The organism is Enhydrobacter aerosaccus (genome assembly GCF_900167455.1).
Classification (GTDB): Bacteria; Pseudomonadota; Alphaproteobacteria; order Reyranellales; family Reyranellaceae; genus Reyranella; species Reyranella aerosaccus.
In genome coordinates this window covers 222518-249202 of record NZ_FUWJ01000002.1, presented here as the reverse complement: position 1 = coordinate 249202, position 26685 = coordinate 222518, and the positions used below count along the sequence as shown (strand labels likewise).

21 protein-coding genes and 3 pseudogenes are annotated in these 26685 nt (G+C 63.8%); 13 read left to right on the top strand and 11 right to left on the bottom strand.

Features of this window, described 5'->3' with window-relative positions:
- Window positions 1–90: 90 nt before the first annotated feature.
- Window positions 91–1869 carry a hypothetical protein gene (locus B5D62_RS10465; protein WP_085933817.1) on the bottom strand — a complete coding sequence of 593 codons (1779 nt, stop codon included), beginning with the start codon at window positions 1867–1869 and terminating at the stop codon, window positions 91–93.
- 161 nt (window positions 1870–2030) lie between these two features.
- Between B5D62_RS10465 and B5D62_RS10460 the strand changes: the two genes are divergently transcribed.
- The 4 genes from B5D62_RS10460 to B5D62_RS10445 are packed head-to-tail and all read left to right on the top strand — an operon-like array spanning window position 2031 to window position 5320.
- Window positions 2031–2789: an ABC transporter ATP-binding protein gene (locus B5D62_RS10460; RefSeq protein WP_085933816.1), complete on the top strand. Its 759-nt coding sequence runs from the start codon at window positions 2031–2033 to the stop codon at window positions 2787–2789.
- Window positions 2782–3501: an ABC transporter ATP-binding protein gene (locus B5D62_RS10455; RefSeq protein WP_085934710.1), complete on the top strand. Its 720-nt coding sequence runs from the start codon at window positions 2782–2784 to the stop codon at window positions 3499–3501. The genes B5D62_RS10460 and B5D62_RS10455 overlap by 8 nt, the downstream gene beginning before the upstream one ends.
- An 8-nt stretch (window positions 3502–3509) precedes the next feature.
- Window positions 3510–4391: a branched-chain amino acid ABC transporter permease gene (locus B5D62_RS10450; protein WP_085933815.1), complete on the top strand. Its 882-nt coding sequence runs from the start codon at window positions 3510–3512 to the stop codon at window positions 4389–4391.
- Window positions 4388–5320, top strand: coding sequence for a branched-chain amino acid ABC transporter permease (locus B5D62_RS10445; RefSeq protein ID WP_085933814.1), 933 nt, complete (start codon window positions 4388–4390; stop codon window positions 5318–5320). The genes B5D62_RS10450 and B5D62_RS10445 overlap by 4 nt, the downstream gene beginning before the upstream one ends.
- Here the strand turns inward: B5D62_RS10445 and B5D62_RS10440 are convergent, their stop codons facing one another.
- The 4 genes from B5D62_RS10440 to B5D62_RS10425 form a co-directional block, all read right to left on the bottom strand.
- Window positions 5321–5560, bottom strand: coding sequence for a hypothetical protein (locus B5D62_RS10440; RefSeq protein ID WP_085933813.1), 240 nt, complete (start codon window positions 5558–5560; stop codon window positions 5321–5323).
- A gap of 11 nt (window positions 5561–5571) precedes the next feature.
- Window positions 5572–8730, bottom strand: a complete 3159-nt coding sequence (locus B5D62_RS10435) for a multidrug efflux RND transporter permease subunit (RefSeq protein ID WP_085933812.1) — start codon at window positions 8728–8730, stop codon at window positions 5572–5574.
- A gap of 7 nt (window positions 8731–8737) precedes the next feature.
- Window positions 8738–9880 carry an efflux RND transporter periplasmic adaptor subunit gene (locus tag B5D62_RS10430; RefSeq protein ID WP_170920883.1) on the bottom strand — a complete coding sequence of 381 codons (1143 nt, stop codon included), beginning with the start codon at window positions 9878–9880 and terminating at the stop codon, window positions 8738–8740.
- A gap of 297 nt (window positions 9881–10177) precedes the next feature.
- Window positions 10178–10378, bottom strand: coding sequence for a hypothetical protein (locus tag B5D62_RS10425; RefSeq protein WP_085933810.1), 201 nt, complete (start codon window positions 10376–10378; stop codon window positions 10178–10180).
- Window positions 10379–10639: 261 nt separating this feature from the next.
- Here B5D62_RS10425 and B5D62_RS10420 point away from each other — a divergent pair, with 261 nt between their 5' ends.
- Together B5D62_RS10420 and B5D62_RS10415 are read left to right on the top strand one after the other, a co-directional pair.
- On the top strand, window positions 10640–10906 hold the full coding sequence (locus tag B5D62_RS10420; protein ID WP_085933809.1) for a hypothetical protein: 267 nt from the start codon (window positions 10640–10642) through the stop codon (window positions 10904–10906).
- Between the two features lie 89 nt (window positions 10907–10995).
- The gene (locus B5D62_RS10415) at window positions 10996–11382 is read left to right on the top strand and encodes a hypothetical protein (RefSeq protein ID WP_085933808.1); all 387 of its coding nucleotides are present in this window, start codon (window positions 10996–10998) and stop codon (window positions 11380–11382) included.
- Between the two features lie 43 nt (window positions 11383–11425).
- Here B5D62_RS10415 and B5D62_RS10410 read toward each other — a convergent pair whose 3' ends face one another.
- Window positions 11426–12307, bottom strand: coding sequence for a LysR family transcriptional regulator (locus B5D62_RS10410; protein ID WP_085933807.1), 882 nt, complete (start codon window positions 12305–12307; stop codon window positions 11426–11428).
- Window positions 12308–12417: 110 nt separating this feature from the next.
- Here B5D62_RS10410 and B5D62_RS10405 point away from each other — a divergent pair, with 110 nt between their 5' ends.
- Window positions 12418–13977 (top strand): proton-conducting transporter transmembrane domain-containing protein, encoded by a 1560-nt coding sequence (locus B5D62_RS10405; protein WP_085933806.1) that lies wholly within the window; start codon window positions 12418–12420, stop codon window positions 13975–13977.
- 19 nt (window positions 13978–13996) lie between these two features.
- Complete coding sequence (locus B5D62_RS10400; RefSeq protein WP_085934709.1) at window positions 13997–16423, top strand: YbcC family protein; 2427 nt, start codon at window positions 13997–13999, stop codon at window positions 16421–16423.
- Between the two features lie 349 nt (window positions 16424–16772).
- Here the strand turns inward: B5D62_RS10400 and B5D62_RS10390 are convergent, their stop codons facing one another.
- Genes B5D62_RS10390 through B5D62_RS10370 form a run of 5 tightly spaced genes read right to left on the bottom strand, consistent with a single transcriptional unit; the run spans window position 16773 to window position 22550 of the window.
- Complete coding sequence (locus tag B5D62_RS10390) at window positions 16773–17555, bottom strand: 2-keto-4-pentenoate hydratase (protein ID WP_085933804.1); 783 nt, start codon at window positions 17553–17555, stop codon at window positions 16773–16775.
- 10 nt (window positions 17556–17565) lie between these two features.
- The gene (locus B5D62_RS10385; protein ID WP_085933803.1) at window positions 17566–18447 is read right to left on the bottom strand and encodes an alpha/beta fold hydrolase; all 882 of its coding nucleotides are present in this window, start codon (window positions 18445–18447) and stop codon (window positions 17566–17568) included.
- 23 nt (window positions 18448–18470) lie between these two features.
- On the bottom strand, window positions 18471–20282 hold the full coding sequence (locus tag B5D62_RS10380) for an FAD-dependent monooxygenase (protein ID WP_085933802.1): 1812 nt from the start codon (window positions 20280–20282) through the stop codon (window positions 18471–18473).
- 41 nt (window positions 20283–20323) lie between these two features.
- The gene (locus B5D62_RS33960; protein WP_085933801.1) at window positions 20324–21274 is read right to left on the bottom strand and encodes a 3-carboxyethylcatechol 2,3-dioxygenase; all 951 of its coding nucleotides are present in this window, start codon (window positions 21272–21274) and stop codon (window positions 20324–20326) included.
- 49 nt (window positions 21275–21323) lie between these two features.
- Window positions 21324–22550 (bottom strand): ABC transporter substrate-binding protein, encoded by a 1227-nt coding sequence (locus B5D62_RS10370; protein ID WP_170920882.1) that lies wholly within the window; start codon window positions 22548–22550, stop codon window positions 21324–21326.
- Between the two features lie 119 nt (window positions 22551–22669).
- On the opposite strand from B5D62_RS10370, the gene B5D62_RS10365 reads away from it, so the two are divergent.
- From B5D62_RS10365 to B5D62_RS10350, 5 genes and pseudogenes are all read left to right on the top strand, one after another.
- Window positions 22670–23497, top strand: a complete 828-nt coding sequence (locus B5D62_RS10365; RefSeq protein WP_085933799.1) for a helix-turn-helix domain-containing protein — start codon at window positions 22670–22672, stop codon at window positions 23495–23497.
- Window positions 23452–23562: pseudogene (locus B5D62_RS34360) on the top strand (IS5/IS1182 family transposase); the annotation flags it as partial. The gene B5D62_RS10365 and the pseudogene B5D62_RS34360, both read left to right, overlap by 46 nt.
- A pseudogene (locus B5D62_RS10360) lies at window positions 23563–24427 on the top strand (transposase); the annotation flags it as partial.
- Between the two features lie 278 nt (window positions 24428–24705).
- Window positions 24706–25590, top strand: a complete 885-nt coding sequence (locus tag B5D62_RS10355) for an AraC family transcriptional regulator (protein ID WP_085933798.1) — start codon at window positions 24706–24708, stop codon at window positions 25588–25590.
- Between the two features lie 404 nt (window positions 25591–25994).
- A pseudogene (locus B5D62_RS10350) lies at window positions 25995–26641 on the top strand (IS630 family transposase); the annotation flags it as partial.
- Window positions 26642–26685: the final 44 nt, after the last annotated feature.

Sequence of the window (26685 nt, the reverse complement as noted above, 5' to 3'; positions counted from 1 at the left end):
CCACACGCGGCACCGCCGCAGAGGAGACGACCTTATCGCTCCCGCGGCGCCCGTGCCAAGTCCGTTGCCGCCGTGCGAATCGCTTCGCTTCTAGGGAGCATCGGAGGAGTCGGTTTCCACCGATTTCACGGTGGACAGAAAGCCCGGTCGCGGCGCGTCGTGATCGGCTGGAGCCGACGGCGACTTCCGGCCCATCATGATCCAGCTCTGGCTTTCGGCGCGAACGGCGAAATGGCGCCGCAGATAGGGCCCGTAGAGTTCGACCGCGGCCTTGGTCCATGGGCTGTAGGTCGAGAATTTCGGAATCAGGACGCAATCGGCTTCAGCGAACACGTGTTGTGCCGGTTGCACCGGCGCGCCGGGGCCCGACCACAGATTGCCGCCCCGCGGCGGGACCTGGCCGAGCATGAAGGGAAGCGGGTTCACCTGGTCGAGTACCACGATCCGCCTGTGCCGGCCGGAGACAGTGCCCAGCAACGCCACGGCATCCAGGAGCGTATCGACATATTCGCTCGGCGACAGCTCGTAGCGTGTGCTCACCATACGGGCGCGATTCAGCAGATGATAGTCGCCCCTGGGATTCGCGAAGGCGGCGAGCAGGCCCGATTTTTCGGCCGGCACGGCCAGCCCGTGAAGGTTGGTGCCATCGACCGTCTGCAACGTCTGACGCGAGGCTTTCAGCTCGTAGCCCGTCAGGCTGACCAGAGCGGCGGCGATCGACAGCAACGGAAAGACCAGCAGCGACAGGAGCAGGGCGATGCTGCTTCCCGGCCGCACTTGCAGGCGGCGCTCACGCAGGATGTCGTAGAACAGGAAGGCGATGATGACCGCGGCGGGAAGTCCGTGCGTCTGCGCGTTCTGCGACAGCAGCACGAGGGCGGTGGCGAGGATGAAGGCTGTCGCCATCGGCAGTCTCATGGGGGCGTCACCGCGCCAGGCCATCCAGACGGCGATCGCCAGTGCGGCAATGTAGGGCGCGTACTCGGCGGTATGGCCGAAGAAGTTGTTGATGTGGAAGGTCAGCGTGTCGCGCAGTTGGCCAGCCTCGGCCGCGGCAAACAGATCGGCCCAGTAGGCATGATTCACCGGGGCCAGGGCGAGAGCCATCATTCCGAGGGCGAGGAGGTACCAGCCGAACAGGGCGCCGCGAACATGGGAGCAGACGAGAGCTGCCACCGGAAGGGCGGCCAGCCCGACCACGAAGTAGGTCATCTTCAGGTAGAACATCGCCAGCAGCAGCGCGATGGCGATGGCGATGTCGCTCCAGGCACTGGCCAGCGCGCGGCCGTCCCCACGACGCGGCGGCAGAAACAGAATCAGGAACAGGATGGCGATACAGCTCCAGCCGTATCGGTTGTAGGACATGGCGAACGAATAGGCGTTGGGCTCGTCTCCGACATTCGCGGGCATGAGCGCAAGCAGGCTGACGAACGCCACGAAGATGGCCGCGGGCAACGCCGGCAAGCGCCGCCAGGCAACGATCGATGCGGACAGGAAGATCACGCCCGTCATCAGGATGGCGCCGGCGAGGAAGGCGCGCGGCCCGACACCCACCACGTTGAAGCCCATGGCGGTCAACGCGAAATTGAGCTGTCCCACCGGCTCGTGGAAATCGACGTGCGGGACGTGGCCGAGATACATCTGCCAGGCGCCGGCGAGATTGAACAGCAGGTCCCATGTCATTTCCTGGGACAGGACCAGCGGCGGCGACAGGAGATCCCAGATCCCGATCAGGACGGGAAGCGCTGCGAGCAGGAGCACGGCCGCCAGTGGCGCATCGGAAAGTGCCCACACGGCGAGCAGGCGAGCGACCGATGGCGTCGGCGGCCCGAAAGACAATGGACGATCGTTCCCGGCGATTGCCGCCATGGTCGAATCCTTCCCTCGCGCCGTCCTCCCTGGGTTCGGCGCACCACCTGATTGTGGTTAGCACGCGTTTTACAGTCCCCGTGGTGACAAACCTGGGGCATAGACTGCTGGACATCGTCACCAAGCTTCGATTAATTCCCCTCACCGCAAAGGGAGAGCGGATGGCCGAAGAAGAAGTAATTCTCGAGGCGACGGGGTTAACGAAGGAATTCAAGGGTTTCGTGGCGGTCAAAAACGTCGACCTGCGGGTTCGACGCCACACGATTCACGCCTTGATCGGCCCGAACGGTGCCGGCAAGACGACCTGCTTCAACCTCCTCACTCATTTTCTCAGTCCGACATCCGGTCGGATCCATTTCAATGGGCGTGACATCACGGGCAGTTCGCCCGCGGCGATCGCCCGCATGGGGTTGGTGCGGTCGTTCCAGATCTCGGCTGTCTTTCCTCATTTGAGCGTCCGGGAGAATGTACGCGTCGCGTTGCAGCGGAAGTTGCGAAATTCATTCTACTTCTGGCGTTCCGAGCGGGTGCTCGATCGGCTGGACGAGAGGGCGTTGGAGCTGGTGGAGGCGGTCGGCCTGACACCCTTCGCCGAACTGCCGGCGGTCGAATTGCCCTACGGCCGCAAGCGGGCGCTCGAGATCGCGACGACCCTGGCACTCGATCCCGAGATGATGCTGCTCGACGAGCCGATGGCCGGGCTCGGCCAGGAGGACATCCAGCGCATCGCCTCGCTCATCCGCACAGTCTCACGCAACCGTACGGTGCTCATGGTCGAACACAACATGTCGGTGGTCGCCGACCTTTCCAATGCGATCACCGTGCTGGCGCGCGGCGAGGTACTGGCCGAGGGGCCGTATGAAACGGTTTCCAAGAACCCGCTCGTCGTCGAAGCCTATGTCGGGACCGGTCATGGCTGACGCGAGCCCGCGGCAAACCCTGCTCAAAGTCGAGGGACTGCAGGCCTGGTACGGCGAGTCCCACATTCTTCATGGCGTCGGCTTCGAGATCGGCCGGGGCGAGCTCGTGACGCTGCTCGGCCGCAACGGCGTCGGCAAGACGACGACGCTGCGCTCGATCATGGGCATCGTCGGCAAGCGTTCCGGATCGGTGCGATTCGAGGGGCAGGAAACGGTCGGCAAGCCGTCCGACATCATCGCCCGATTGGGAATCGCCTATTGCCCCGAGGAGCGCGGCATCTTCTCCAGCCTCAATGTCGAGGAGAATCTGATGCTGCCGCCGGTGGTGAAGCCGGGCGGCATGGGCGTCGACGAGATCTACACCCTGTTCCCCAACCTCAAGGAGCGCCGCCGCAGCCAGGGCACCAAGCTGTCGGGCGGCGAGCAGCAAATGCTGGCGATCGGCCGTATCCTGCGCACCGGCGCCAACCTGCTGATGCTCGACGAGCCGACCGAAGGGCTCGCTCCGGTCATCGTGCAGCGGATCGGCGAGATCATCCGCCAGCTCAAGCAGCGCGGTTTCACTATCCTGCTCGTGGAACAGAATTTCCACTTCGCCGCCACCGTCGCCGATCGTCACTACGTGATGGAGGATGGGCGGGTGGTCGACATGATCGCGGCCGCGGACGTCGACAAGAACGTCGGCAAGCTGCAGGCCTACCTGGGAGTCTGATCGCGCCGATGCTCGACATTTTCAGTATCCCGCTCCCGGCATTGTTCGGCCAGCTCCTGCTCGGCCTGATCAATGGCGCGTTCTACGCCATGCTCAGTCTCGGCCTCGCCGTGATCTTCGGCATGCTGAACGTGATCAATTTCACGCACGGCGCGCAGTACATGCTGGGCGCCTTCGCCGCCTGGCTGTTGCTGACCAACCTATCGATCCCGTTCTGGGCCTCGCTGGTGTTGGCGCCGCTCATCGTCGGCCTGTTCGGCGTGCTGATCGAGCGCCTGCTGCTCAAGCGCATCTACCATCTCGATCACCTGTACGGCTTCCTGCTGACGTTCGGCCTGTCGCTGGTGATCGAGGGCTTGTTCCAGTGGAAGTGGGGCTCGTCGGGTGCGCCTTATCCGGCGCCCATTCCTGGCGGCTACAATCTCGGCTTCATGTTCCTGCCGGCCTATCGCGGCTTCGTGGTGCTGGCCGCGCTCGTGATCTGCCTGGCGACCTGGTACGGCATCGAACGGACGCGGCTCGGCGCCTATCTGCGCGCGGCGACGGAGAATCCGACCTTGGTGCGGGCCTTCGGCATCAACGTGCCGCGGCTGATCACGCTGACCTACGGGCTCGGCGTGGGGCTGGCGGCCCTGGCCGGCGTGCTGGCCGCGCCGATCCAGCAGGTCTCGGCGCTGATGGGAACCAATCTCGTCCTGGTCGTGTTCGCCGTGGTCGTGATCGGCGGCATGGGATCGATCATGGGCTCGATCGTGACCGGCTTCGGTCTCGGCCTGATCGAGGGCCTGACGAAGGTCGTCTATCCGCCGGCCTCCAACACCGTGATCTTCGTCGTCATGGCGATCGTGCTGCTGGTGAAGCCCGCCGGCCTGTTCGGACAGACCAAATGATCAACCAGCGTACCCTCGTCACCGCCCTGCTGATCGTGTTGGCGCTGGTCGCGCCGCTGGTCGCCTATCCGGTCTTCCTGATGACGGCGTTGTGCTTCGCGCTGTTCGCCTGCGCCTTCAACCTGCTGCTGGGCTATGCCGGCCTGATGAGCTTCGGCCATGCCATGTTCTTCGGCATGGGCGGCTATTTCTTCGGCTATGTGGTCAAGACGATGGGCCTCGCGCCCGAGATCGGCCTGCTGGCCGGCGTGGCCGGCGCGGCGCTGCTGGGGCTGGTTACCGGCGCCCTGGCGATCCGCCGTCAGGGCATCTACTTCGCCATGATCACGCTCGCCTTCGCGCAGATGGTCTATTTCATTTGCGTCCAGGCGCCGTTTACTGGCGGCGAGGACGGGCTGCAGGGCATTCCGCGACGCGCGCTGCTGGGCGGTCTGATCCCGATCGAGAACGATCGCACGCTCTATTACGTGGTGCTGGTGATCTTCCTGTTCGGCTTCGGCGTGATCCAGCGCACCATCCACTCGCCGTTCGGCCAGGTGCTGAAGGCGATCCGCGACAACGAGCAGCGCGCGGTGTCGCTCGGCTATGAAGCGGACCGCTACAAGCTGCTGGCCTTCGTGCTGTCGGCGGCGCTGGCCGGCCTGGCCGGATCTATGAAGGCGCTGGTGCTGCAGTTCGCCACGCTGACGGATGTCAGCGCCGGCGTCTCCGGCGAGGTCGTGCTGATGGCGCTGGTGGGCGGGCTTGGCACCATCTTCGGCCCGGTGATCGGTGCCTTCCTCATCGTGGCGATGCAGAACTATCTCGCCTTCACCGGCGAGTTCGTCCTGGTGATCCAGGGCGCGATCTTCGTGGTGATCGTCATGGCCTTCCGCAAAGGCCTGCTGGGCGAGCTCAACGACTGGTGGAAGCGCCGGCGCGCGACCTGATCAACGGGTGCCGCCGACCGGCTTGGGCGGCTCCACCATGTCATTGCAGTTGGTGGCGCGGGTCATCAGGCAATCCTGAAGCTTCGACACGTCGCGCAGTCGTTCGACCACGACGATGCCGATGATCACCAGGACCGCCAGCACAAGGAGGGCGACCAGGCTCTTGTTGCGCCGGGCCCGCTCGGCCTCTTCGTCGTCCTGTTCCAGGTACTCTTCCCTTTCGTACCGACTGTCGCTCATGAGGCTTCCGATCAGTCGGCCGCACGCGTATCGGCCTCAGCCGGACTCTCGGAGATGGCGGGAATGGTAGCGGGCATCTCGCCGGTGGGGCGGCGCTTCTTGCCGCTCAGCCAATGCCCGAACCTGTCGAAGTAGAGATAGATGACAGGCGTCGTGTAGAGCGTCAGCCATTGCGACACCAGCAGGCCGCCGACGATGGCGATGCCCAGCGGCCGCCGCAGCTCGGAGCCGGCACCCTGGCCGATCGCCAGCGGCAGGCCGCCACCGATCGCGGCGAAGGTCGTCATCATGATCGGCCGGAAGCGCAGCAGGCAGGCCTCGTGGATCGCTTCCATCGGGGTCTTGCCGTTCTCCCGCTCCGCCTCCTGGGCGAAGTCGATCATCATGATCGCGTTCTTCTTCACGATGCCGATCAGCAGGATGATGCCGATCAGGGCGATGACGCTGAGGTCATAGCCGAACAGCATGAGCATGAGCAGCGCGCCGACGCCGGCGGACGGCAGCGCCGAGAGGATCGTGACGGGATGGACGTAGCTCTCGTAGAGCATGCCCAGCACGATATAGACGGCGAGGATGGCGGCCGCGATCAAGAGCGGCGTCGACGCCAGCGACGACTGGAACGCCTGCGCCGTTCCCTGGAACGAGCCGTCCAGGGTGATCGGCGTCTTGAGCTCGGTCTGCAGCGCCTGGATCTTCTCCACCGCCTCGCCCAGCGCCACGCCCGGCGCGAGATTGAACGAGATGGTCACGGCCGGGAACTGACCCTGATGGTTGACCGTGAGCGGTGCGATCCGGTTTGAGAAGTGAGCGACGGCGCTCAACGGGATCTGCACGCCGCCCATGCCCGTGACGTAGATCTGTGACAGCGCCGAGGGATCGTTCTGGAACTGGGGCTGGACTTCGAGCACGACCTTGTATTGCGTCGCCGAGCTGTAGATCGTGGCGATCTGGCGTTGGCCGAAGGCGTCGTAGAGCGTCTGGTCGATCTGGGCCAGCGTGATGCCCAGGCGATAGGCCGAATCGCGATCGACCTCGATGGCGATGTGGGGAGAGGCGATCTGCTGGTCAGACGTCACGTCCTGGAGGCCGGGCAGCTTCGCCATGCGCTCCTCGATGATCGGCGCCCAGTGATTGAGCTCCTCGGAGTCGGTCGAGGTGATCGTGTACTGGAACTCGGTCTTGCTGAGACGGCCGCCGACGCTGATATCCTGGCCGGCCTGCATGAAGAACTTGACGCCTGGCACCTGCGCCACCTTCGGGCGCAGTCGCTGGATCACCTTCTGCGCCGACGAGCCGGGCCGGTCCGCGAAGGGCTTGAGCTGGATGAACATGCGCGCCGTGTTCTCCGACGCGTTGCCGCCGGTGGCTCCGACGAAGCCGACGACGCCCGAGACGGCGGGATCCTGCTGGACGATGGCCGCGATCTTCTTCTGGATCTCGGCCATGGCGTAGAAGGAGATATCCTGTCGCGCCTCGGCCTGGCCGAAGATGAAGCCTGTATCCTGTTCCGGGAAGAAGCCCTTGGGGATCACCGCGTAGAGGTATCCGGTCAGCCCCACGAGCGCGAAGGTCGACATCAGGGTGATGAACTGATGCCGAAACACCCATTGCAGGCCACGGTCATAGAGCCGGACCCAGCCTTCGAATATGTCCTCGCAGAGCTGGTCCAGGCGGCCGCGCTTGTGGTTCGTGTGCCGCTTCAGGAACTGCGCGCACATCACTGGCGTGAGCGTCAGCGACACGAAGGCCGACATGCAGATCGCCACGGTGACGACGACGGCGAACTCGCGGAACAGGCGTCCGACGATACCGCCCATGAACAGCAGCGGGATGAACACCGCGATCAGGGAGAAAGTGATCGAGATGATCGTGAAGCCGATCTGCCCGGCGCCTTTGAGGGCAGCCTCGAATGGCCGTTCCCCTTCCTCGATATAGCGCACGATGTTCTCGATCATCACGATCGCATCGTCGACCACGAAGCCCACCGCGATGGTGAGGCCCATCAGCGACAGATTGTCGATGCTGTAGTCGCACACATACATGATGCCGAAGGTGCCGACGATGGCGAGCGGCACGGTGATGCTCGGGATGATCGTCGCCCACAGGTGGCGCAGGAAGATGAAGATGACCAGGACGACCAGGCCGATGGTCAGGATCAAGGTGAACTGCACGTCCTCCACGGAGTCGCGGATCGACTGCGATCGGTCGGATACCAGGTCGACATGCACTGACTGCGGCACCGAGGCCAGCAGGCGCGGCATCATCCCCTTGATCCGGTCGACGATCTCGACCGTGTTGGCGCCCGGCTGGCGGAAGATGAGGAGCAGCTCGGCCCGCTTGCCGTTGAACCAGGCGCCGGCACGCGGCGACTTGATGCCATCGACCACGTCGCCGATGTCGCGCAAGCGGACCGGGGCGCCGTTACGATAGGCGACGATGATGTTGTTGTACGCCGACGCCTGGAACAGCTGGTCGTTGGTGTCGAGCATGATGGAGAGGTTGTCGTTCTCCAGATTGCCCTTCGCCAGGTTGAGCGTCGAATTGGTGATCGCGGTCCTGACATCCTCCAGCGAGATGCCGCGCGAGGCCAGAGCCACCGGGTTCGCCTGGATGCGCACGGCGTAGTCCTGCTGGCCGGCCACCAGCACCTGCGACACGCCCGGCACGGCGGAGAGCTTCTGCGCCAGCAGCACGTAGGCGTAGTCGTCGACCTTGTAGGGCGGAAGATCCTCGGAATAGACGGCGTAGATCAGGACCGCGCGGTCGGCCGGGTTGACCTTGCGGTATGTCGGTGGATTGGGCAGGTCCTTGGGCAGCAGGCCGCTGGCGGCGTTGATGGCGGTCTGCACGTCGGTCGCCGCGCCGTCGATCTTGCGGTTGAGGTCGAACTGCAAGGTGATCGAGGTGCTGCCAAGACCGCTGGTCGAGCTCATCGAGGCGAGGCCGGGAATGGCGGCGAACTGCTGTTCGAGCGGCGTCGCCACCGACGAGGCCATGGTCTCGGGGCTGGCGCCGGGCAGGCTGGCGGTGACCGTGATGGTCGGGAAATCGACGTTGGGCAGCGCCGAGACGGGCAGGAGATTGTAGGTCGCGGCCCCGAACACCAGGAGGCCGAGCATCATCAAGGAGGTGGCGATCGGCCGCCGGATGTAGGTCTCGGAGATATTCATCGGGCGATCAACCGGCCTTGTCGGCGGCGGGGGCGGCGGCTGTAGGCTGGTCGATGCGGACCCGCGACCCGTTGGTCAGCCGGTACTGGCCGTCGACCACGACCTTCTCTCCTACGTTGATACCCTTGGCGATCACCGACATGCCATCCTGGTTCATCTCGACCTCGATGGCGCGATGCTCGGCAGTGTTGTCGGGCTTGATGACGAAGGCGTAGTAGCCATTGGCGCCCTGCATCACCGCACGCTGCGGCACCGTGACGGCATCCTTGTGCATGCCGACCTCGAGCCGCACGTTGACGAATTCGCCCGGCCACAGGCTCTCGTCGGTATTGGCGAACTCGCCCTTGAGGCGCAGCGTGCCGGTCGCCGTATCGATCTGGTTGTCGATCAGGCTGATCTGGCCCTCAGCCAGCTTCATCTTGTCGTCGGCGCTGTAGGCGAAGACGGGGAGCGGCGTATTCGACTGCCGCTTGCGCAAGTGGTGGTTGGCGTATTGGGGAATGGTGAAATTGACGTAGATCGGCTTGATCTGGTTGATGATCACCAGCGTCGTGCTCTGGCCGGCCTGGATCAGGTTGCCGAGATCGACCATGCGCTGTCCGGTGCGCCCCGAAATCGGCGCGCGGATGTCGGCATAGGTCAGGTTGAGCTCGGCATTGTCGATCGCCGCCTGGTCGGCGGTAATCGAGGCCTTCAGGCTGTCGACGGTGGTCTTCTGCTGGTCGTAGCTCTGCCGCGACTGGAACCCGGAGCCGATCAGCTTGCCGTACCGGTCGAGATCGAGCTGGGCTCCCGAGAGCTGAGCCTCGTCGCGCTGCTTGGCGGCCTTGGCTTGCTCCAGCGCCGCCTGGAAGGGACGGGGATCGATCTGGAACAGCGGATCGCCGGCCTTCACCTCCTGGCCTTCGTTGAAGGAGATCTTCACGATCTGCCCGTCGACCCGCGCCTTTACGGCGACTGTCTTGAACGCCTGGACCGTGCCCAGGCCGCGGATCATGATCGGCACGTCCTTATTCTCGGCCAGCGCCACGGTAACGGGCACCGTCGGGCCGGACGTCGGCGAAGCCGCCGCTGCGGCCTTGGCCTTGTCCTGGCCGACCTGCTCGAGAACGAAATAGCCTGCAGCCGCCACGATCAGGATCGTTGCCACGACAGCGATCCCGGACGATCTCCTAACACCCGCCATTCCAAAGCCCCTTCGCGCCACCGGCGCACACTCAACCGGACCGGATTGCGCCGGTCCCGTCGCTCCCTGCCCCAGTCGAGCGACGCAAGACTTGTTCCAGTCTATCGTCAATTCCCGGCGTTCGCGATGCACCCGGCCAGTAGTGCCGAGCCGGATTTTCACAAGCCTGTGAGCCCGAGCTCCCGACCGTGCCGGCCGGGTCCGCAGCCGGCCCCAGGCCGCCAAGAACAGCCAGCCAGAATACAGTCAGCCAGAATACAGTCAGAACGTCGATCCTGACACGGGATGGACGAACATCGAACCTTGGGAAATGGGGGTGTCGGTCGGCGTGTCCATCGCGACGCGCGCCGTATCACCGACCGGGTGCGGACGTAGCTGGTACTGTTCCAGGGCGGTTGCTGCCGCCCAGGTCAAGACGGCGCCCAGGGCAAAGGCGATCCCGGTGAAGTAGAGCTGACGCATTTCTCAAAAGCCCCCGCTTTGCCGACGGCTTCCCGACGGTCGGCGCGGGGAACTATGCGCGACAATTTGGCGTTCGAGCGGCGATAGCAGGCGCGAAATATGAAATGTGCCTAAGACGCACGTCGTTGCGACTCGTTCTCGATATCTCCCTCCTCGCGCCGCTGTTCCTCATTCCGGCAACGCTTCTCGCCTCGGACTGCAAGCGAGAGGAACTGCGTCCGCCATCCCGCGTTGCTTTGCGCAAGGGGAGAGTGGGGACTCATGGGACGCCGTTTCGATCTCAAGCATCAGGACCGCGCGCTGAAGGTCTGCGTTCTTGCCGTGGACGAGGCTTGGGAATTCTGGTTGTGCGAACAGGGGCGCCAGTTGGCGCTGGGCGCACGGCTCATGATCGACGATGCCGTCAAGGCGTGGCGCGCGGGGACGGAGGATCCCTTCGGGGCGGCCTGCAGGGCCATCCACGAGCGGCTGATACGGGGGGAGATTGTCCTGCCGGACGCAGGAGACCGGCCTCTCTGCCCTGAGTGAATACCCAACAAGGTGCCGCGGTCGCGGACAACTGCATAATTTGTGCAACGGCGTTGCTATCGGTTCGATATGGATGTCACAGTGAAACGATGCCGTTGACCTGGGAAGTCCTTCATCCTGACCGTCTTGTGATCGCGACCCTGGAAGGGCAGGTGGCCTATCGCGACCTCGAGGGCTTCATCGCTGCCCTGAGCGCCGAGGGAGCCATTCCGTACGGCAAGCTTTTCGACACACGTCGCGGCAGCAGCGCCCTCACCGAAAGCGAGCTCATGAGCTACACCGGCATGGCTGCCGGTTATGCCAGCACGGCACCGCTCGGCCCCGTGGCCCTCGTGGTCGCACCGAAGGCCGCTCCGGACGATGCCACGCTTCGGCGTCTCGCCATCATACCGCGCGCCTTTGCCATCTTTTACGACATCGACGACGCCAGGCGATGGCTTGAGCGACAGGTGGCGAGCGCGCCGCCGGCGCCGTAGGACCGCGTCGCTTCCCATCCGGCAAGCAGGGACCGGTCGCTGGCTAGACTTTCCTCGCCGAAAGAAGCTCGGTGAGAAGCCGATTGGGAAATCGCCGCTTCTGCACGATCGCGTAGAAGGTCTCCGTAACCTCCGGTATCCGGCAGTGCTCGACGAGAATGCCCGTCTTCAGCTCATCGCGGACGACGATCGGGGGCACGAGGGTTACGCCCTCTCTTTCGCGCGCGAGCAGCCGTAGCATCGCCATGTCGTCGACCTCGGCCAGGATCACGGGGCGGATGCCCGCCAATTCGAGGATGCGGTCGAACGCGATACGAATATCGCTATCCAGACTGGGCAGGAGAATCGGCTCGAATCGCAGATCATCGGGAAATTTGAACTTGCGCTTCTTTGGCCGCCGGTGACCGACCAGACTCACTGGCTGTTCGTTGAGCAGGTGATTGCGCAGGGACGAGCGCGCGTCGCGGGGCGCGGCGCTGTTGGCGAGGACGACGTCGATCGCGTGGGCCTCCAACTGGGTCAGCAGATCCCGGATGTTGCCGGAGCGGACGATCAGTTCAACATCCGTCCGGCCAACCAGCGGGCGAAGGAACTCGAGCTGGAAATTGCGCGACAGCGTCGTCAGCGCGCCGACCCTGAGAACCTGCCGGCTGGTCAGTGGCTGTCCCCGCAAGGTGCTCATCAGCTCGTCGCCGGCCTTGAACACGGTATCGGCATAGTCGAGCGCGATCCGGCCGGCCTCGGTTAGAACGAGCTTCTTGCCGACGCGGTCGAAGAGCGGATGTCCCGCCTGATGCTCGAGCTTCTGGATTTGCACCGAAAGAGCCGACTGCGAGAGGTTCATGCGCTCGGCGGCTCGGGTGAGGCTGCCTTCATGGGCGACCGCCCAGAAATAGCGCAGGTGGTTGTAGTTCAGGTCCCTCATATCGTTCTATTAAAGAGAACGATTTATTGAAAACAATGAATTTCTTTAGATCATCCTGAACAGATAGGAACACCCTCCGAACCGTCTTTCGCTTCGAGGGGGACCCTGCCGTGCCAGTGTATCTCGCGCCCGTGTCGGCGCCCGTTCCGCTGCTTCTCGCTGCGGCGATCGGTTTTCTGAGCAGTGGCCGGCGGCCCAAGCTCGTTCCCGAGGTCGCGGAAGGCGCTTCGGTTCTCGCATTGCTGGCAGCGCTGCTGTCGACGATCGGCCTTATCTCTTCTGGTGGCGGACACAGTCCCGTAGCGGCGGGCGGGGACTTTGGTTTCTCCATCCGCCTCGACGCGGTCAGCGCGACCATGCTGCTTCTGGTCACCTTCATCGGCTGGATCGTCATCCGCTACGCTCGAACCTATCTGGATGGTGAGGAGCGGCAGGGCGCATTCATCGGCTGGCTGTGCCTGACCCTTGCCTTGGTGATGCTGCTCGTCATCGCCGGCAATCTCTTCCAGCTCGTTTTCGCCTGGATCGCCACCAGCCTATCCCTCCATCGGCTCCTGCTGTTCTATCCGCAGCGGATCGCTGCGCAGCGTGCCGCGCGAAAGAAGGCGGTTAGCGCACGCATTGGCGATGCCGCCCTGATCAGCGGCGCCGCGCTCCTGCTCGCCGCCTATGGCACCGCTGATATCGGAATGATCCTGGCGGCAGCGCGGTCGGGTTCGGGCGGTGCGCTGGCGGTCGGAGCGGCCGGCTTCCTCGCCTTCGCGGCCGCGCTCAAGTCGGCCCAGTTTCCCACCCATGGCTGGCTCACCGAAGTCATGGAGACGCCCACACCGGTATCGGCGCTCCTCCATGCCGGGGTGATCAATGCCGGCGGCTTTCTGCTGATCCGTTTTGCCGATGTCATGTTGCTTGCGCCTAGTGTACTCGCCGCGCTGGTCATGATCGGCGGGTTCACCGCGCTTTGCGGAAGCCTGGTCATGCTGACCCAACCCGCGGTCAAGACCTCGCTCGCCTGGTCCACGGTGGCCCAGATGGGGTTCATGATGTTCGAGTGCGGGCTGGCGCTGTTCCCTCTGGCGCTGCTGCATATCGTGGCGCACTCGCTCTACAAGGCGCATTCCTTTCTCGCCTCCGGCGGTGCTGTCGAGCGAGTGGCGGCGATTCGCAGGCCCGGTCCAGTCGCAATTCCGAGGGCTGGCGCAGTCGGTCGCGCCTTCCTGTCGGCGCTCGTGATCTACGCTGTGATCGGGTCGTGCTTCGGCTTCGAGCACAAGTCGCCGCAGGCCATCGCCCTGGGCGCCATCCTGATCTTCGGTGTTGCCTACATGCTGGCGCAGGGGTTCGCCGATGCGGCGCCCAGAGCGCTTACGCGCCGGACAGCCGTCTACGCCGTGGCTGTCTCGGTCAGCTACTTTGCCCTTCAGCTGGCGGCGACCCGGATCACCGCGAACGTCCTGCCTGCCACACCGGCTCCCGGCGCGCTGGAATGGGCGCTGATCGCTCTCATGGTGCTGAGCTTCGGCATCGTCGCCGTCGCACAGGCCATGCTTCCGCTCTGGGCCGATCACCCGGCGGCCGCAGACCTGCGGGTGCATCTGTCGAACGGCCTCTACGCCAACGCACTCTTCGATCGCTGGCTCGGCGGGTGGTCCATCCGCAGCCGGTCGTGAACAGCCAGGAAGCATGAAGATGACCACCGAAAATACCACGACATGGTCCCACCTCCAGGAAATCGAGGCGGCCATCGATCGCGCCGTCCGCGCCATCCCGCCAGCTTGGCCCTTGGCGTCGAACGTCGCGGTCAATCCGTTTCTCGGCCAAGCCCATGAGCCTCTCGCCGAGGTCGGCGCCCGTCTGGCTCGGGTCGCTGGCGCGCCTGTCACGATGGCGCGGCGCTGGTATCACGCCAGGATCACGGCGGGCCTGATCTCCGACCAGGATCTCGCCGAGGCATTCGCGAACGCCCCGTCTCGTCCGAGGCCGGCCAACCTGCTGGCCCTGAAGGATGCGGCCGGTCGGGAAGCGCCTGCGCCAGCAGCGCTGCCAACGGTCGCGGACCTTGCCGCGCGCGCCTCGGGTACCGACTGGCCGGGACTCGTCGCCGAGCGTCTCGGGGCCTGGGCCGCGGGATTTTTCGACGAAGGACAAGCTCTGTGGGCCGCACCGAAGGGAAGGGGTGCCTATGCGGCCTGGCGTGCCGTTGCCTCGCGCGACCTGATCCCGGAAATCGCCGGTCTTCGCGGCTTCGCGCGGCATGTCGCCGATGCGCCCGAAACCGCTTCCGCCGCCGTCGCGTGCGCTGCTGTCCGCCTTGGTCTCGATGCGGATGCTGTGGAAACGTACTTCCATCGGCTGCTCGTGACGCTGGGCGGTTGGGCGCACTACGCGCGCTACAAGCTCTGGCAGGCCGAACTCGCGGGCGGCACGGATGAGACGATCGCGGACCTTCTGGCGATTCGCCTGATCTGGGAAGAAGCCCTGTTTCTGCGCTATGGCCCGCAGATCGCCGAAAGCTGGGCGAGTGCATGCGCGGCCCACGCGATGCCGGTCGAGGCGACGCAGGATTCGGTAATCGACGCCATCCTCCAGGAGGCTGCAGAGCGTGCCGCGCAGCGGGCACTGGCGAAAACGTTGGCGGAGGACGCTCCGCAGAGGATCGAAGGTCGCCCCGCTCTTCAGGCGGCTTTCTGCATCGACGTGCGCTCGGAAGTCTTCCGGCGCGCGCTGGAAAGCGTCAATCCGGCCATTCAGACACTCGGGTTCGCCGGCTTTTTCGGTCTGCCCACGGCGCATCGGAGATTCGCCTCGGACGTCGAAGAAAAGCGGCTGCCCGTGCTGCTCAATCCGGGTCTCGGCTCTTGCTCCGGCGGCCCGGAAGTCGACGCCAGGGATCGGTCCGCGCGCTTCAAGGCGCGGGCGAAGCGTGCCTGGGGCCGGTTCAAGCTTGCGGCCGTATCCTCCTTTGCGTTCGTCGAGGCGACGGGTCCCGTCTATGTCGCCAAGCTCCTGACCGATGCTCTGGGAATGGAGGGCAGAGCTCCATCCGACGATCCGGCGCCGCGTCTTCATCCGGCTCTCGATAGTGCGAGTCGAATCAAGACCGCTGAGGCTGTGCTTCGGGCAATGTCCCTGACCGGCAATTTCGCGCGCATCGTCTTGTTGGCCGGTCACGGTGCGACTGTCGTCAACAATCCTCACGCCAGTGCGCTCCATTGCGGCGCGTGCGGCGGGTATTCAGGCGAGGTCAACGCCAGGCTGCTGGCCACGCTTCTGAACGATGCGGAGGTGAGAGCGGGTCTCGTGCAGAGTGGCATCGAGATTCCGGCCGATACGCTCTTTCTCGGCGCCCTGCACGACACCACGACCGACGAGGTCATCGTTTATGCCGAGGATCATCCTTCAGCGAGCCACAAGACGGATCTCGAGCAGGCCAGGGCATGGCTCGCGGCGGCTGGCAGGATCGCCAGAACCGAGCGCGCTCTTCGCTTGCCGCGCGCAGGACACGAGAGGGCTATCCGCAGACGGAGCCGCGACTGGGCGGAGATCCGGCCTGAATGGGCACTCGCGGGTTGCAAGGCATTCATCGCCGCGCCGCGCCGGCGCACCGCGGGACGGAGCCTGGAGGGCCGGGCCTTCCTGCACGACTACGATTGGAGGCAGGACAGGAATTTCGGCGTTCTCGAACTGATCCTGACGGCCCCGGTAGTCGTCGCCAGCTGGATCAGTCTGCAATATTACGGATCGACCGTGGCGCCCGATCTGTTCGGCGGCGGCAACAAGCTGCTGCACAACGTGACCGGCGGCATCGGGGTCGTGGAAGGCAATGGCGGACTTCTTCGCGCCGGTCTGCCGTGGCAGTCGGTGCACGATGGGGAGCGCCATGCGCATGATCCGTTACGCTTGTCGGTCTGCATCGAGGCACCGCGCCAAGCGATGTCGGAGATCCTGAGGCGCCATGCAAGCGTGCGCGCCCTGTTCGACAATCGCTGGCTGCATCTGTTCGCCCTCGATGATGCCGGGCGCATGGCTTGGCGCTACGCCGGCGATCTCCGGTGGACGCGGATGGACCAGGGGGACGCGGTCCGGCCGTCGCCGCGCGTCGAGGTCGCGGTTTGATGGCCTGCGCCACAGCGACCGGTATGGCCGAAGCGCAAATCTTCGACCAGGATAGATATTTCAAGGGGTTAGTGGCGGGCCGTGACTGATAGTGATGATCACTATGTTTACGCCATAGCGCTATGAGGGCACAATATCACATCGAAAACCTAATGCGCCCAAGCCGTCTGTGTGCTCCCTTACCCACTCGTCGATCGGGCGATAACCAGCCGACATCCCATGGATCCGGGACGGCGCGATCGCCCGCAGGCGTTCGAGAAACTTCTTGTCGCGCGCGATGGTGACGCCCATGTAGAGCGCTAGGATCACCGCCTCTAAGACCGGCTCGACGTCGTCGGTGACGTTCTCGCTACGCGAACCGGGCGGACACCGTCCCCAGACCCGCGATGTTCGCTTCGAACGCGTCCCCCGAATTGACCGGCACCATGGGGCCGAGCGCTCCGGAGAGCACGACGTCGCCGGCGCGCAGTGGGCGTTTACGGCTGGCCAGTTCGCTGGCCAGCCAGGCCATCGCATTGAGGGGATTACCGAGGCACGCAGCGCCCGTACCCTTCGAAACGACCTCTTCCCGCCTCGTCATCTGCATCCGCAGAGCGCGGAGATCTAAGCCGTCAAGGCGACGGATGGGACCGCCCAGAACGAAGAGTCCCGAGGAGGCGTTGTCGGCGACGGTGTCGACGATGCCGATATCCCAATTGGTGATCCGGCTGCCGACGATCTCGAGCGCGGGCATCGCATACGCGACGGCGCGCAGCACGTCGATGACGGTTGGAGCTTCGACGTCGACGTCGCGGTCGAGCAGGAATGCCACTTCCGCCTCGATCTTCGGCTGCAGCACACGACCGGCGGCGACGGGCTCGTCCTCGGCGACCATCATGTCGGCGAACAGGACGCCGAAGTCGGGCCGATCGACGCCGAGCTGCTTCTGCACGGCGCGGGACGTCAGCCCGATCTTGCTTCCGACCAGGCGACGTCCCTCGGCCTGCCAGTGCGCCGTATTCTCATGCTGTATGGCGTAGGCGGCATCGACGTCGAGCTCGGCCAACTGCGGTCGGATGGGGGCGATCGGCGTGCCGGCGTAGGCCGCACGGATCCGGGCGGCGAGTTCGCCGTGTTGGATCTGCTGGTTCATCTGAAGAATCCTATTTGCCTGTCCGGAGGAATTCGACGTGGAGGCGGTTGAATTGCTCCGCATCCTCGAACTGGGGCCAGTGGCCACAGCGGTTCATGACGACGAATTTCGAACTTGGGATCATGTCGGCGATCTGCTTGCCTTCTTCCGGCGTCGCGGTCGGGTCGTGCGACGTCCAGACGACCATGGTCGGCGCCTTGATCGAACGGTACTGCTCAGCGGTGATCATGTTGGGCCGCCGGATCTCCATCTCCTGCAGGCACATGATGCGCTTCATCGTGTCGGCGAACCCTGGCTGGGCATAGATCGCCCGGCGGGTCTCGATCAGATCGTCGGAAACCATGGATTTGTCGCACATCAGAAACTCGAGGCGCGCCTTGATGCGCTCCCAAGTAGGATCGGAGGCAGCTTCGTTAGAAAGCTTCTTTAACCGCTCCATGACCTGTGGGTGGGCCGTCCAGCCTCCGGCAGTATTGAGAACGAGCTTCTGGACCGCCGCCGGACGATGCACTGCGAGATAGGTCGCGACCCAACCGCCGAGAGATTCACCGCTGATCATGGCCTTGTCCCTGCCGAGCGCCTTGAGCACGGCGAGCACGTGATCGGCATAATCCTTGACCTGATAGTCAATGGGGGGCTTGTCGGTCCATCCATGTCCCAGCATGTCGATGGCGACGAACCAGAAGTGATCGGCATGTGGGCCGAAGTTCCTGGAGTAAGCCTCTGCATGGCCGCCAACACCATGCAGCGCAAGGACGAGCGGCTTCGACGGGTCACCCGACTCGATGCAGCGGGTCCGGATGCCGCCCGCTTCGATGTAATGCTGCTTGAAGGAGACACCCCTCAGATCAGCCCAGACGCTGGAAAAGTTCGCTGGACGTTTGTCACTCATAACTCACTCTCGCTGGCTGGTTGTCAGGCGAACAGCGGCGTGGCGCTGGGCTTCGAGGATTCATGCAGGCTGTCGCGCTTCACCGCTGAAAGGTCCGTAAGGTCGAGGATCGTTCGGATCGCCGCGCCGAGCCGTTCGGTGGCTTCGCCGACATTGGGCGTGCCGTCTTTATCGCGCCAGGCCACCACCCCGTCCGGGCGGACAAGCAGCGCCCCGGCTTCCTCGATCTCGCGGATGCGCTGCCACTCACAGTAGAGATCCTGTGTTTCGGGCGAACCGATCACTACGATCCGCAGGAAGGGCAGATCGAGCCGTCGCACTGCGTCCTTCCAGGCTGCACCGGCGAGGCCGGTTACCACGGTGAAAAGACCCTTTCCGGTCACGTCGAGCGTCGACACCCGCACACCGTCCGGACCGACAAGCCATGCATGCGGGATCTTCGCCCCAGGACGCGTCGTCGGTTGATTGTAGAGGTCGCGATCCCGCAGCCATTTCTCCGGGCCAGTGCCGATGTCCGGAATCACGGCCGAGGATTCATACCGCTGGTTCATCTCAACGCCTTGGGCGTTGAACTCCCTCTGCTTGAGATCGAGCGCGGCCTGGGCGGCCTTGCGGGCGGCAACGCCCTCCGGCCCTGGATCGCGGAAGCGCGCAATTCCCGCTGCGATCGGATTCTCCGCGCCCTCGACTCGGAAGCACGCGTTCAAGGGGGCATAGTCGAGCCGCGACTGGTTCGCCCGCAGCACGACTTGCTTTCCAACGGGGGCCCGCTCCTGTGAATAGCTCTCCAGAAGTTTTGGACCAGCCCACCCCTTGACGGCGTAGGCGAGTTTCCAACCGAGATTGTGCGCGTCCTGCACGCAGGTGTTGTTGCCAAGACCACTCGAGGGCGGATGCCGGTGGACCGCGTCGCCACCGCAGAACACCCGGCCCTTGGAATACTGGGTCACGTATGCCTGGTTCACGTACCAGATCGACGTCCTCACGATATCGAGTTCGATTGTCGGGTCACCGATCAGCACCTTGATCTTCGGAACGATCGCCTCCGGCGACAGGTCCGGCTCTCCCTTGCTGATGTCGAAGCCCCAGCCAGCGATCCACTGCGTCCAGGGACGCACCGCGCGCAGGAGCCCCATGCCGATCTCGCCGAAGCTGGCGTCCGGGGTGACGATCCAGTTCAGGATGCTCGGGCGATGTCGGCTATATTTCGAAAGGTCGGCGTTGAAGATGGTGTAGACCGTGCCCGCCCGCGCCATCCGGCCTTCGATCGGCAGCCCGAGATGGTCGACCACCATCGAGCGCGCGCCGTCGGCGCCGACCATGTAGCGCGCACGGATGGTGTATTGGCGGCAGTCCAATCGGTCGCGCAGCGTGGCCGTCACGCCGTCCGCATCCTGCTCGTGGCTGACGTACTCGGTGTTGAATGCGAATGTCGCGCCCTTCTCCGCCGCCTTCTGAAACAGGATAGGCTCGAGCAGCGGCTGAATGATGTCCACCATACCGCAAGGGCTTGCCCGAAGATAATCGCCGCGGCGATCGTCTCCCGTGCCCCACGTTCGCATTCGTATCAGTTCGGGCCCCGCGAGACTGGTCGTGAACGTCGTATCGCCCATCAGCTTCCACGGGCTCGCATATCGCGCGACATCATCGGCGATTCCGAGGTCGCGGAAGACCTCGTTAGTGCGCTGGTTCGTAATATGGGCCCGCGGGCTGTCAGCCATCCAGTTACCGCGCGAGACGATGTGACAGCGGACGCCGCAATTGGCCAGCGCAAACGCGGTGGTCGAGCCTGTCGGGCCGGCTCCGATGATGAGCACGTCTGTTTCGTATGCCATGTGCCTGCTCTGCGATGCCTCGCACGCGAGGGATTCAGTCGTCAATGAGTGGTGTCGGCCTGTTTGGCGGCCATCATCGCCATGCCGGTGATCCAGCCCGGAATAGCTTCGTAGAACTCCTGCTCGATCTCGAAGCGGCCGCCCGTCGAAAAGGCGCCAAAGGCGGCGACCCATGCGAGAACCTCGTTGGCGCCGCGGCCCGCGGCCTCGCGGACCTTGTCGGTATCGAGCGCATCCGCTCGCCAGATCTGTCCGCTGCGCAGGATCTCCATGAAATCCCTGTCCCAGTCCGGATTGAGCGGCTGGCAGGGGCCTTTGCCAGCCTCGGCGAGAACACCTGCCTCGAGCACGCGCTTCTCGCGCGTTGCCCTGGCTTCCGCGGTCGGATTGCGGCCATTGATCAGACGCTCGCGGACCTCCGGCGGCGCGTCCTTGATCGACGGCAGCGGAGGATCGTGCGACAGACCGCCTGAGGCCGCGAACAGCACCTTTTTGCCCGAATGCATGGCGAAGCGACCCACGGATTCGCCGAGCTGGCGCGCACGACGGTAAGTCGGCACGGGCGGCGCAGCGGCATTCACGAAGATGGGCAGGATGGGGATCGACTTGAAATCACCAAGCACCGCCTCCCACATCTGAACGAAGCCGTGATCAACCGACATGCGGTACGATATCGCGACGTCGAAGTCATCCGCCCGCACATGATCCACAAGTTCGAGCGCTGTCTGCTCCGGAACGTCCAGCGGACCCGTCCCGCCACCCCAATCACCAAGGGAGACCGCTCCCGCTCCGACACAGAACGAGGGCATCAAGTCGTAGAAGAAGCCATTGAAGTGATCGGGCGCGAACTGGATCACGTAATCAGGCGCAAACTCGTTGACGAAGCTTCTAAGCCGCTCGAATGCAGTCCGGACGCGCTCCTCGGTTTCGGTGCTGGCGGGGCCTCTATACATCAAGGGCGTATGGGAGGCGCAGACGATCGCGACTGACATGATCGAACTCCTTCGAACGCGAGTTGTATTATCGATTGATGGCTACCGGCTATTTCTTCACCAGCGGGCACGGGCTTTCGGAGAGCGGGCGATTCACGGATTCGCCTGGTAGCGTCTGCACGACATTGTAGAGATCCCAGTCGCCCTTATTCTCTCCCGGTTTCTTCACCCGAAGCAGATACATATCGTGGATCATCTTGCGGTCGGCGCGGATATAGCCATCCGCCGCAAAGAAATCGTTCACCCGCTCCTTTTCCATCTGCTTCATTACAGTTGGAGCGTCGTCGGTACCTGTCGCCTTGACGGCCTTCAGGTAATGCGCCACCGAGGAATAGACGCCAGCATGGAAACTGGTCGGCATCTGCTTCGCCTTGGCATAGAAGCGCTCGGCCCATGCGCGCGTTTCCGGCGTACGGTCCCAATAGAACGGAGAGACCTCATAAGCGTCATGCGCGATATTCAGGCCGACGGCGTACACGTCCGTCAGCACCGATTGGAGCGGAACGATCTTAGCCCTCGCGCTCAATCCGAATTCGTCGGCCTGCTTGAGCGCCGTCACGGTATCACCGCTGGAGGCCGCAATCGCAATGACGTTGGCTCCGGCATTGGATGCCGTGAGCAGGAACGATGCGAAGTCAGACGTATTTGGTGGAAACACGGAGTTGCCCACCACCTGTCCGCCGTTCAGCTTCACCTGCTCCGACGTATCCCGCGTCAGAGCGTGACCGTAGGCCTGATCGACCGTGAGAAAGTACCACTTGGTCCCGCCCGCCTCGATCACGGCCTTCGCCGCGCCCTTCGCGAGATTGTAAGTATCAACGGTCCACTGAACAGTGAGCGGCGAGCAGGCCTTGCCGCTGAAATCGGACGAGGTCGAACCGGACAGCAGCATGACTTTGCTCCGTTGAGCGGCCATGTTTTGTACGGCGAAGCCGATCGGCGATCCCTGCATATCGGCGATCACATCGACGCCCTCAATGTCGAACCAGCGTGCGGCAATTTGCGCCCCGACATCCGGCTTGCCCTGGTGATCCGCTGAAATGACTTCGACGTTGAGACCCGCTCCGAAGTCCTCGGCCGCCAATTCTGCCGCGACCACCGAGCCCTTGCCGTTCGCCATGGCCGTGGGGCCAGCGATGTCGGTTAGGACACCTATCTTCACCTTCCCGCCGCTGAGATTCGGCGTCCCGCCGGCGCTCTGCGCTGCGGACGGCGCCGCCGAGATTGCGAGGGCCACGCACACGACCGCAGGCAAATGAAAGCTTGAATGAACCATCGTTTCCTCCCGTAGCCGCTCTATTTGGACGTGCGGGCGATAGATTGCATTCTTTTGGACTTGGATTACATCGAAACCTGTGAAATGTTCGCGGTGCGAACACATCCGGAGGGGATCCGATGCACCGAAACGTGAGGTCGCTTTCCCGCGGGTTGGCGCTGATCCGCGAGATCAACGCGATCGGGCCGTCGAACGTCGTGCAGCTCGCGAAGAGGACCGGCCTCAACCGGACGACCTGCTATCGTCTGCTATATACCTTGCAGGAAGACGGCTACGTGAAGTTCGACGAGACGAACGCGCTCTTCGGTCTCACGCCACAAGTGCGCTCGTTGAGCGAAGGCGTGTCCTCCCGCGACCTGTCCAGCCAGGCCGTGCTTCCTGCGATGTTCAGCCTGCTCGACCAGGTCTCATGGCCGAGCGATTTCGGGATCTTCGACCTCGGTTCTATACTGATCCGAGAGAGCACGCATCCCTTTAGCCCGTTCTCGGTCCACCGCTCGATGGTGGGGCGCCACCGATCGCTGATAAGGAGCGCGCTGGGACGCGCGGTTCTTGCCGCGTCACCGTCCGCTCTACGTCGAGAGATGCTCGAGATGACGGCGTCTCTTGTCGAAGAAGACTCTGTGCTCGCGAAGGACCGCCATTTCGTCGAGGACATCGTGATTCAGACCAAAAAAGACGGCTACGCATCCTCTGTCGGTGGGTCGGAGACAGGTATCAGTGCCATTGCGCTGCCAATCCGTGGCGCCGGTCCGGTGCTCGGTAGCCTGAATCTGATCTTCTTCTCGACATCGATGACGCCTGAGGTAGCAGCAAGGAGGTATTTGCCACACATGAAGCAGGCGGTGAAGGAGGCCGAACGTCGGTGGTCAGCGGCGAACAAGAAGCGCGGAAAACTCTCTCTGGCGAGCCCCTCAACGAGGGCGGCGGGCGCAACGCCGAAGTGAACTTCCATGGCCAGAAGCGATCGAACGATACGCATGCCTCGACCACCGATCCAGATGCGCGGCTCCCGCTGCCGACGCGGCTGATGGCGGGGCTCGCCATCCTCAAGCACATGTGCGGCCTGTCGGACGAGGTCCTGTGCGAGCGTTGGGTGGAGAACCCCTATATCAGCTGTTGCGCGGCGAGGAGTTTTTCCGGCACGAACTCGTCATTTGGCCGCTCCCCGATTGAAGAAGCTGCGCACCTATCTCGGCCGAGTCATGCGCGATATCGGTCGGCGTATCAAAGGCGACCCGGACAAGCAGGCCGCCTTCGCCCAATTGCTGTCTCTGGCGGGTGCCGTGCGCGAAGCGTCAGAAACAGCGGGGCAAGAAGATCTATAGCCTGCACGCGCCGAAGGTCTAATGCATCGGCAAGGGCAAGGTGCATCGCCCCTACGGGCTGGGGGTCAAGGTCTCCGTCGTGACCCCGCTGTATCGCTCGAAAGGCGGCCCGTTCGTCGCCCATGTAAAGGCGCTTCCCGGCAACCCGCGGGGCACACGCTCGAAAAGATCGTCCCCGACATCGAAAAGCAGATCGGCGCGAGCCTGTCTCGCATTGTCGTCGACCGCGGCTATTGTGGCCACAACGCGCCGGCCGAGCACCGGTTCAAGGTCTACATTTCCAGCCAGAAGCGGCGCGTCACCGAACACATCAAGCGTGAGATGCGACGGCGCTCGGCCGTCGAGCCAGTCATCGGGCATCTGAAATCAGATCATCGCATGAACAGAAGCCATCTCGCCCATCAGGAAGGCGACGCCGCAAACGTCATCCTCGCCGCCGCCGGATACAACTTCCGTCGCCTGTTGGCATGGCTCGCGTTTTTGTTGTCCGCAATCCTGATCACGTTCGCCGCGCAAATAACATCACGCGATCAACCGGTCGTCGCTTGATCCGAGTTCTTCACGGCCAACTGAGGCACCCGATCCGGACATCATCATGAGGCGCTCTGCGACTTCGGAAAGGCAGCCAGCGACGCAAACAGTGCGATCGCGTTGAGATTCTAAATACTAACCAACCCAGTGCCGGACTGGCTATCCATTTGCCCGCCGCGCTCGCCCCGTCTTCGCAACCCGGCCCGCTCCGGATGGCGACACCCGCTCCGGATAGCGTTTGACAGCTTTGCCGAATGACTCGATAATAAAAAAAACTTGACGGGGAGGATAAAACCATGAGGCGGCTGGTTCCGCCGGACGATATTCCGCGCTGGATTCCGGGGAAACTGACGCTGGACAGCAGCGGATCCCGGTGGCGTGGCGTGACACTGAAAGGCTATGAGTACGCCGACCTTCATGTCGCCATTCCGTCGATGCGTGACTACATGATCGTTGTCTACGAAGGCGAAGCAGCCCGCATGGGACGACGATGCGGGGGGCCTTGGGAGTATCATCGGGTCGAGCCTGGCGTAGTTTCTCTTTTGACGCGCGCGGAACAGTCGGAATGGGCGTGGTCACGGCCGATCTCGGTGTCCCACGTCTATCTCTCCCATGACGCGATCACCAAGGTTGCCGGCGACATTTACGACCGCAACATAGCGGATGTCGAAATCGGCGATAAGGTCCGCGCGGTCGACGACTTCCTCCCTTGGGTCAGCCGCAGGCTTCGGCAGGAACTGAGCGGCGGCGAGGTTGGCGGACGCGTGATGGTAGAGACTTTGCTTACGCAGGCTTGCGTGCATGTCCTGCGTAGCTTTGCCCACACCGAATTCCGCGAGCCAAGGAGTTCGGGTACCTTCACCCCGGCCCAGCGCAGGATCCTGACCGAGTACTTGGCCGAGAACCTGAGAGGTGATGTCTCGCTCGCCGATATGGCTGGCGCGGTAGGGCTCAGCGTATTCCATTTTTCGCGCAAGTTCCATGCCGAGTTCGGCTGTCCGCCGCATCAGTGGCTGGTACGCGAACGGATTAAGCGCGCGAGCGAGTTGATCAAGCGGCAATGTCTGCCGTTAAAGGAAGTCGCGTACGAGGCGGGCTTCGCCGATCAGAGCCACATGACGAGGCTCTTCCGCCGGCTTTACAGAATGACGCCCGCTGAATACCGGCGGACTTTCGACTGATGGCGGGCGCGCGCTTGGACATGACGTGACCGGCTTAGAGACTTCTCTGATTGGGGCCCTTAAAGTCAAGCTGCTCCTGCTTCTCCTCATTCCACGCCGTCCGCGTTGGTATCTTATCTCGGTTCCGTGGGCTACTCGCTTCTCTTCGCGGTCGGCGCATTGGCCGCCGCATGATGGGCTCAGAAGAGCAAGGCGTCCCAATTTGTCTTACGACCTTCGGTTCTGGACTCTCAACGATATCGCCTTGCCCATCGTCCCCACGGGGACGATACCTTCCGCTGGCGCGGATTTCTTGATGTATCTCGGTTTGTCTCCTTATAACGATCCCCACTGAGCGTGACTCGCGGGGCTTGCGCGACGCGGTGCGGTTTTGATTCAAGCACGGCGAATCGAGGAGCTTCGTCATGCCGATCCCGCTTCGAGAGGATTTCAACGCGGCCGGTCTTCGTTCGGCGGCGCGCGAGAGCAAGGATGCCGGCCAGACGCGCCGGCTGCTGGCGCTGGCCGCGATCTGCGAGGGCGCCACGCGCACCGAGGCGGCCCGGATCGGCGGCGTGACGCTGCAGATCGTGCGGGACTGGGTGATCAAGCTCAACGCGCACGGGCCCGCGGGTCTGATCGACCGCAAGGCGCCCGGCCAGAAGCGACGGCTCGACGATGCGCATCGCGCCGCCCTGGCGGCGGCGGTCGAGAGCGGGCCGATCCCGGCCGTGCACGGCGTGGTGCGCTGGCGGGTGGTCGATCTGCGCCAGTGGCTGCACGACGAGTTCCAAGTCAGCGTGTCCGAGCAGACGCTGAGCCGCGAGCTGCGCGAGCTTGGGTATCGCAAGCTGTCCGCCCGCCCGCGCCACCACGCCCAGGCTGCTGGCGCGATCGAGGCTTTTAAAAAAGCCTCCCCGCGCGCCTGGGCGAGATCGCGGGCGAGCAGGGCGTCGAGCCCGGCGACATAGAGGTCTGGTTCGGCGACGAGGCCAGGATCGGCCAGAAGAACAAGGTCACGCGCCGCTGGGCCAAGAAGGGCTCGCGCCCGTCCGCCCCGCACGACCAGCGTAACCGCCCGGTGTCGGCCACCTTGTCGTGTTGCTCGAGGGCTTG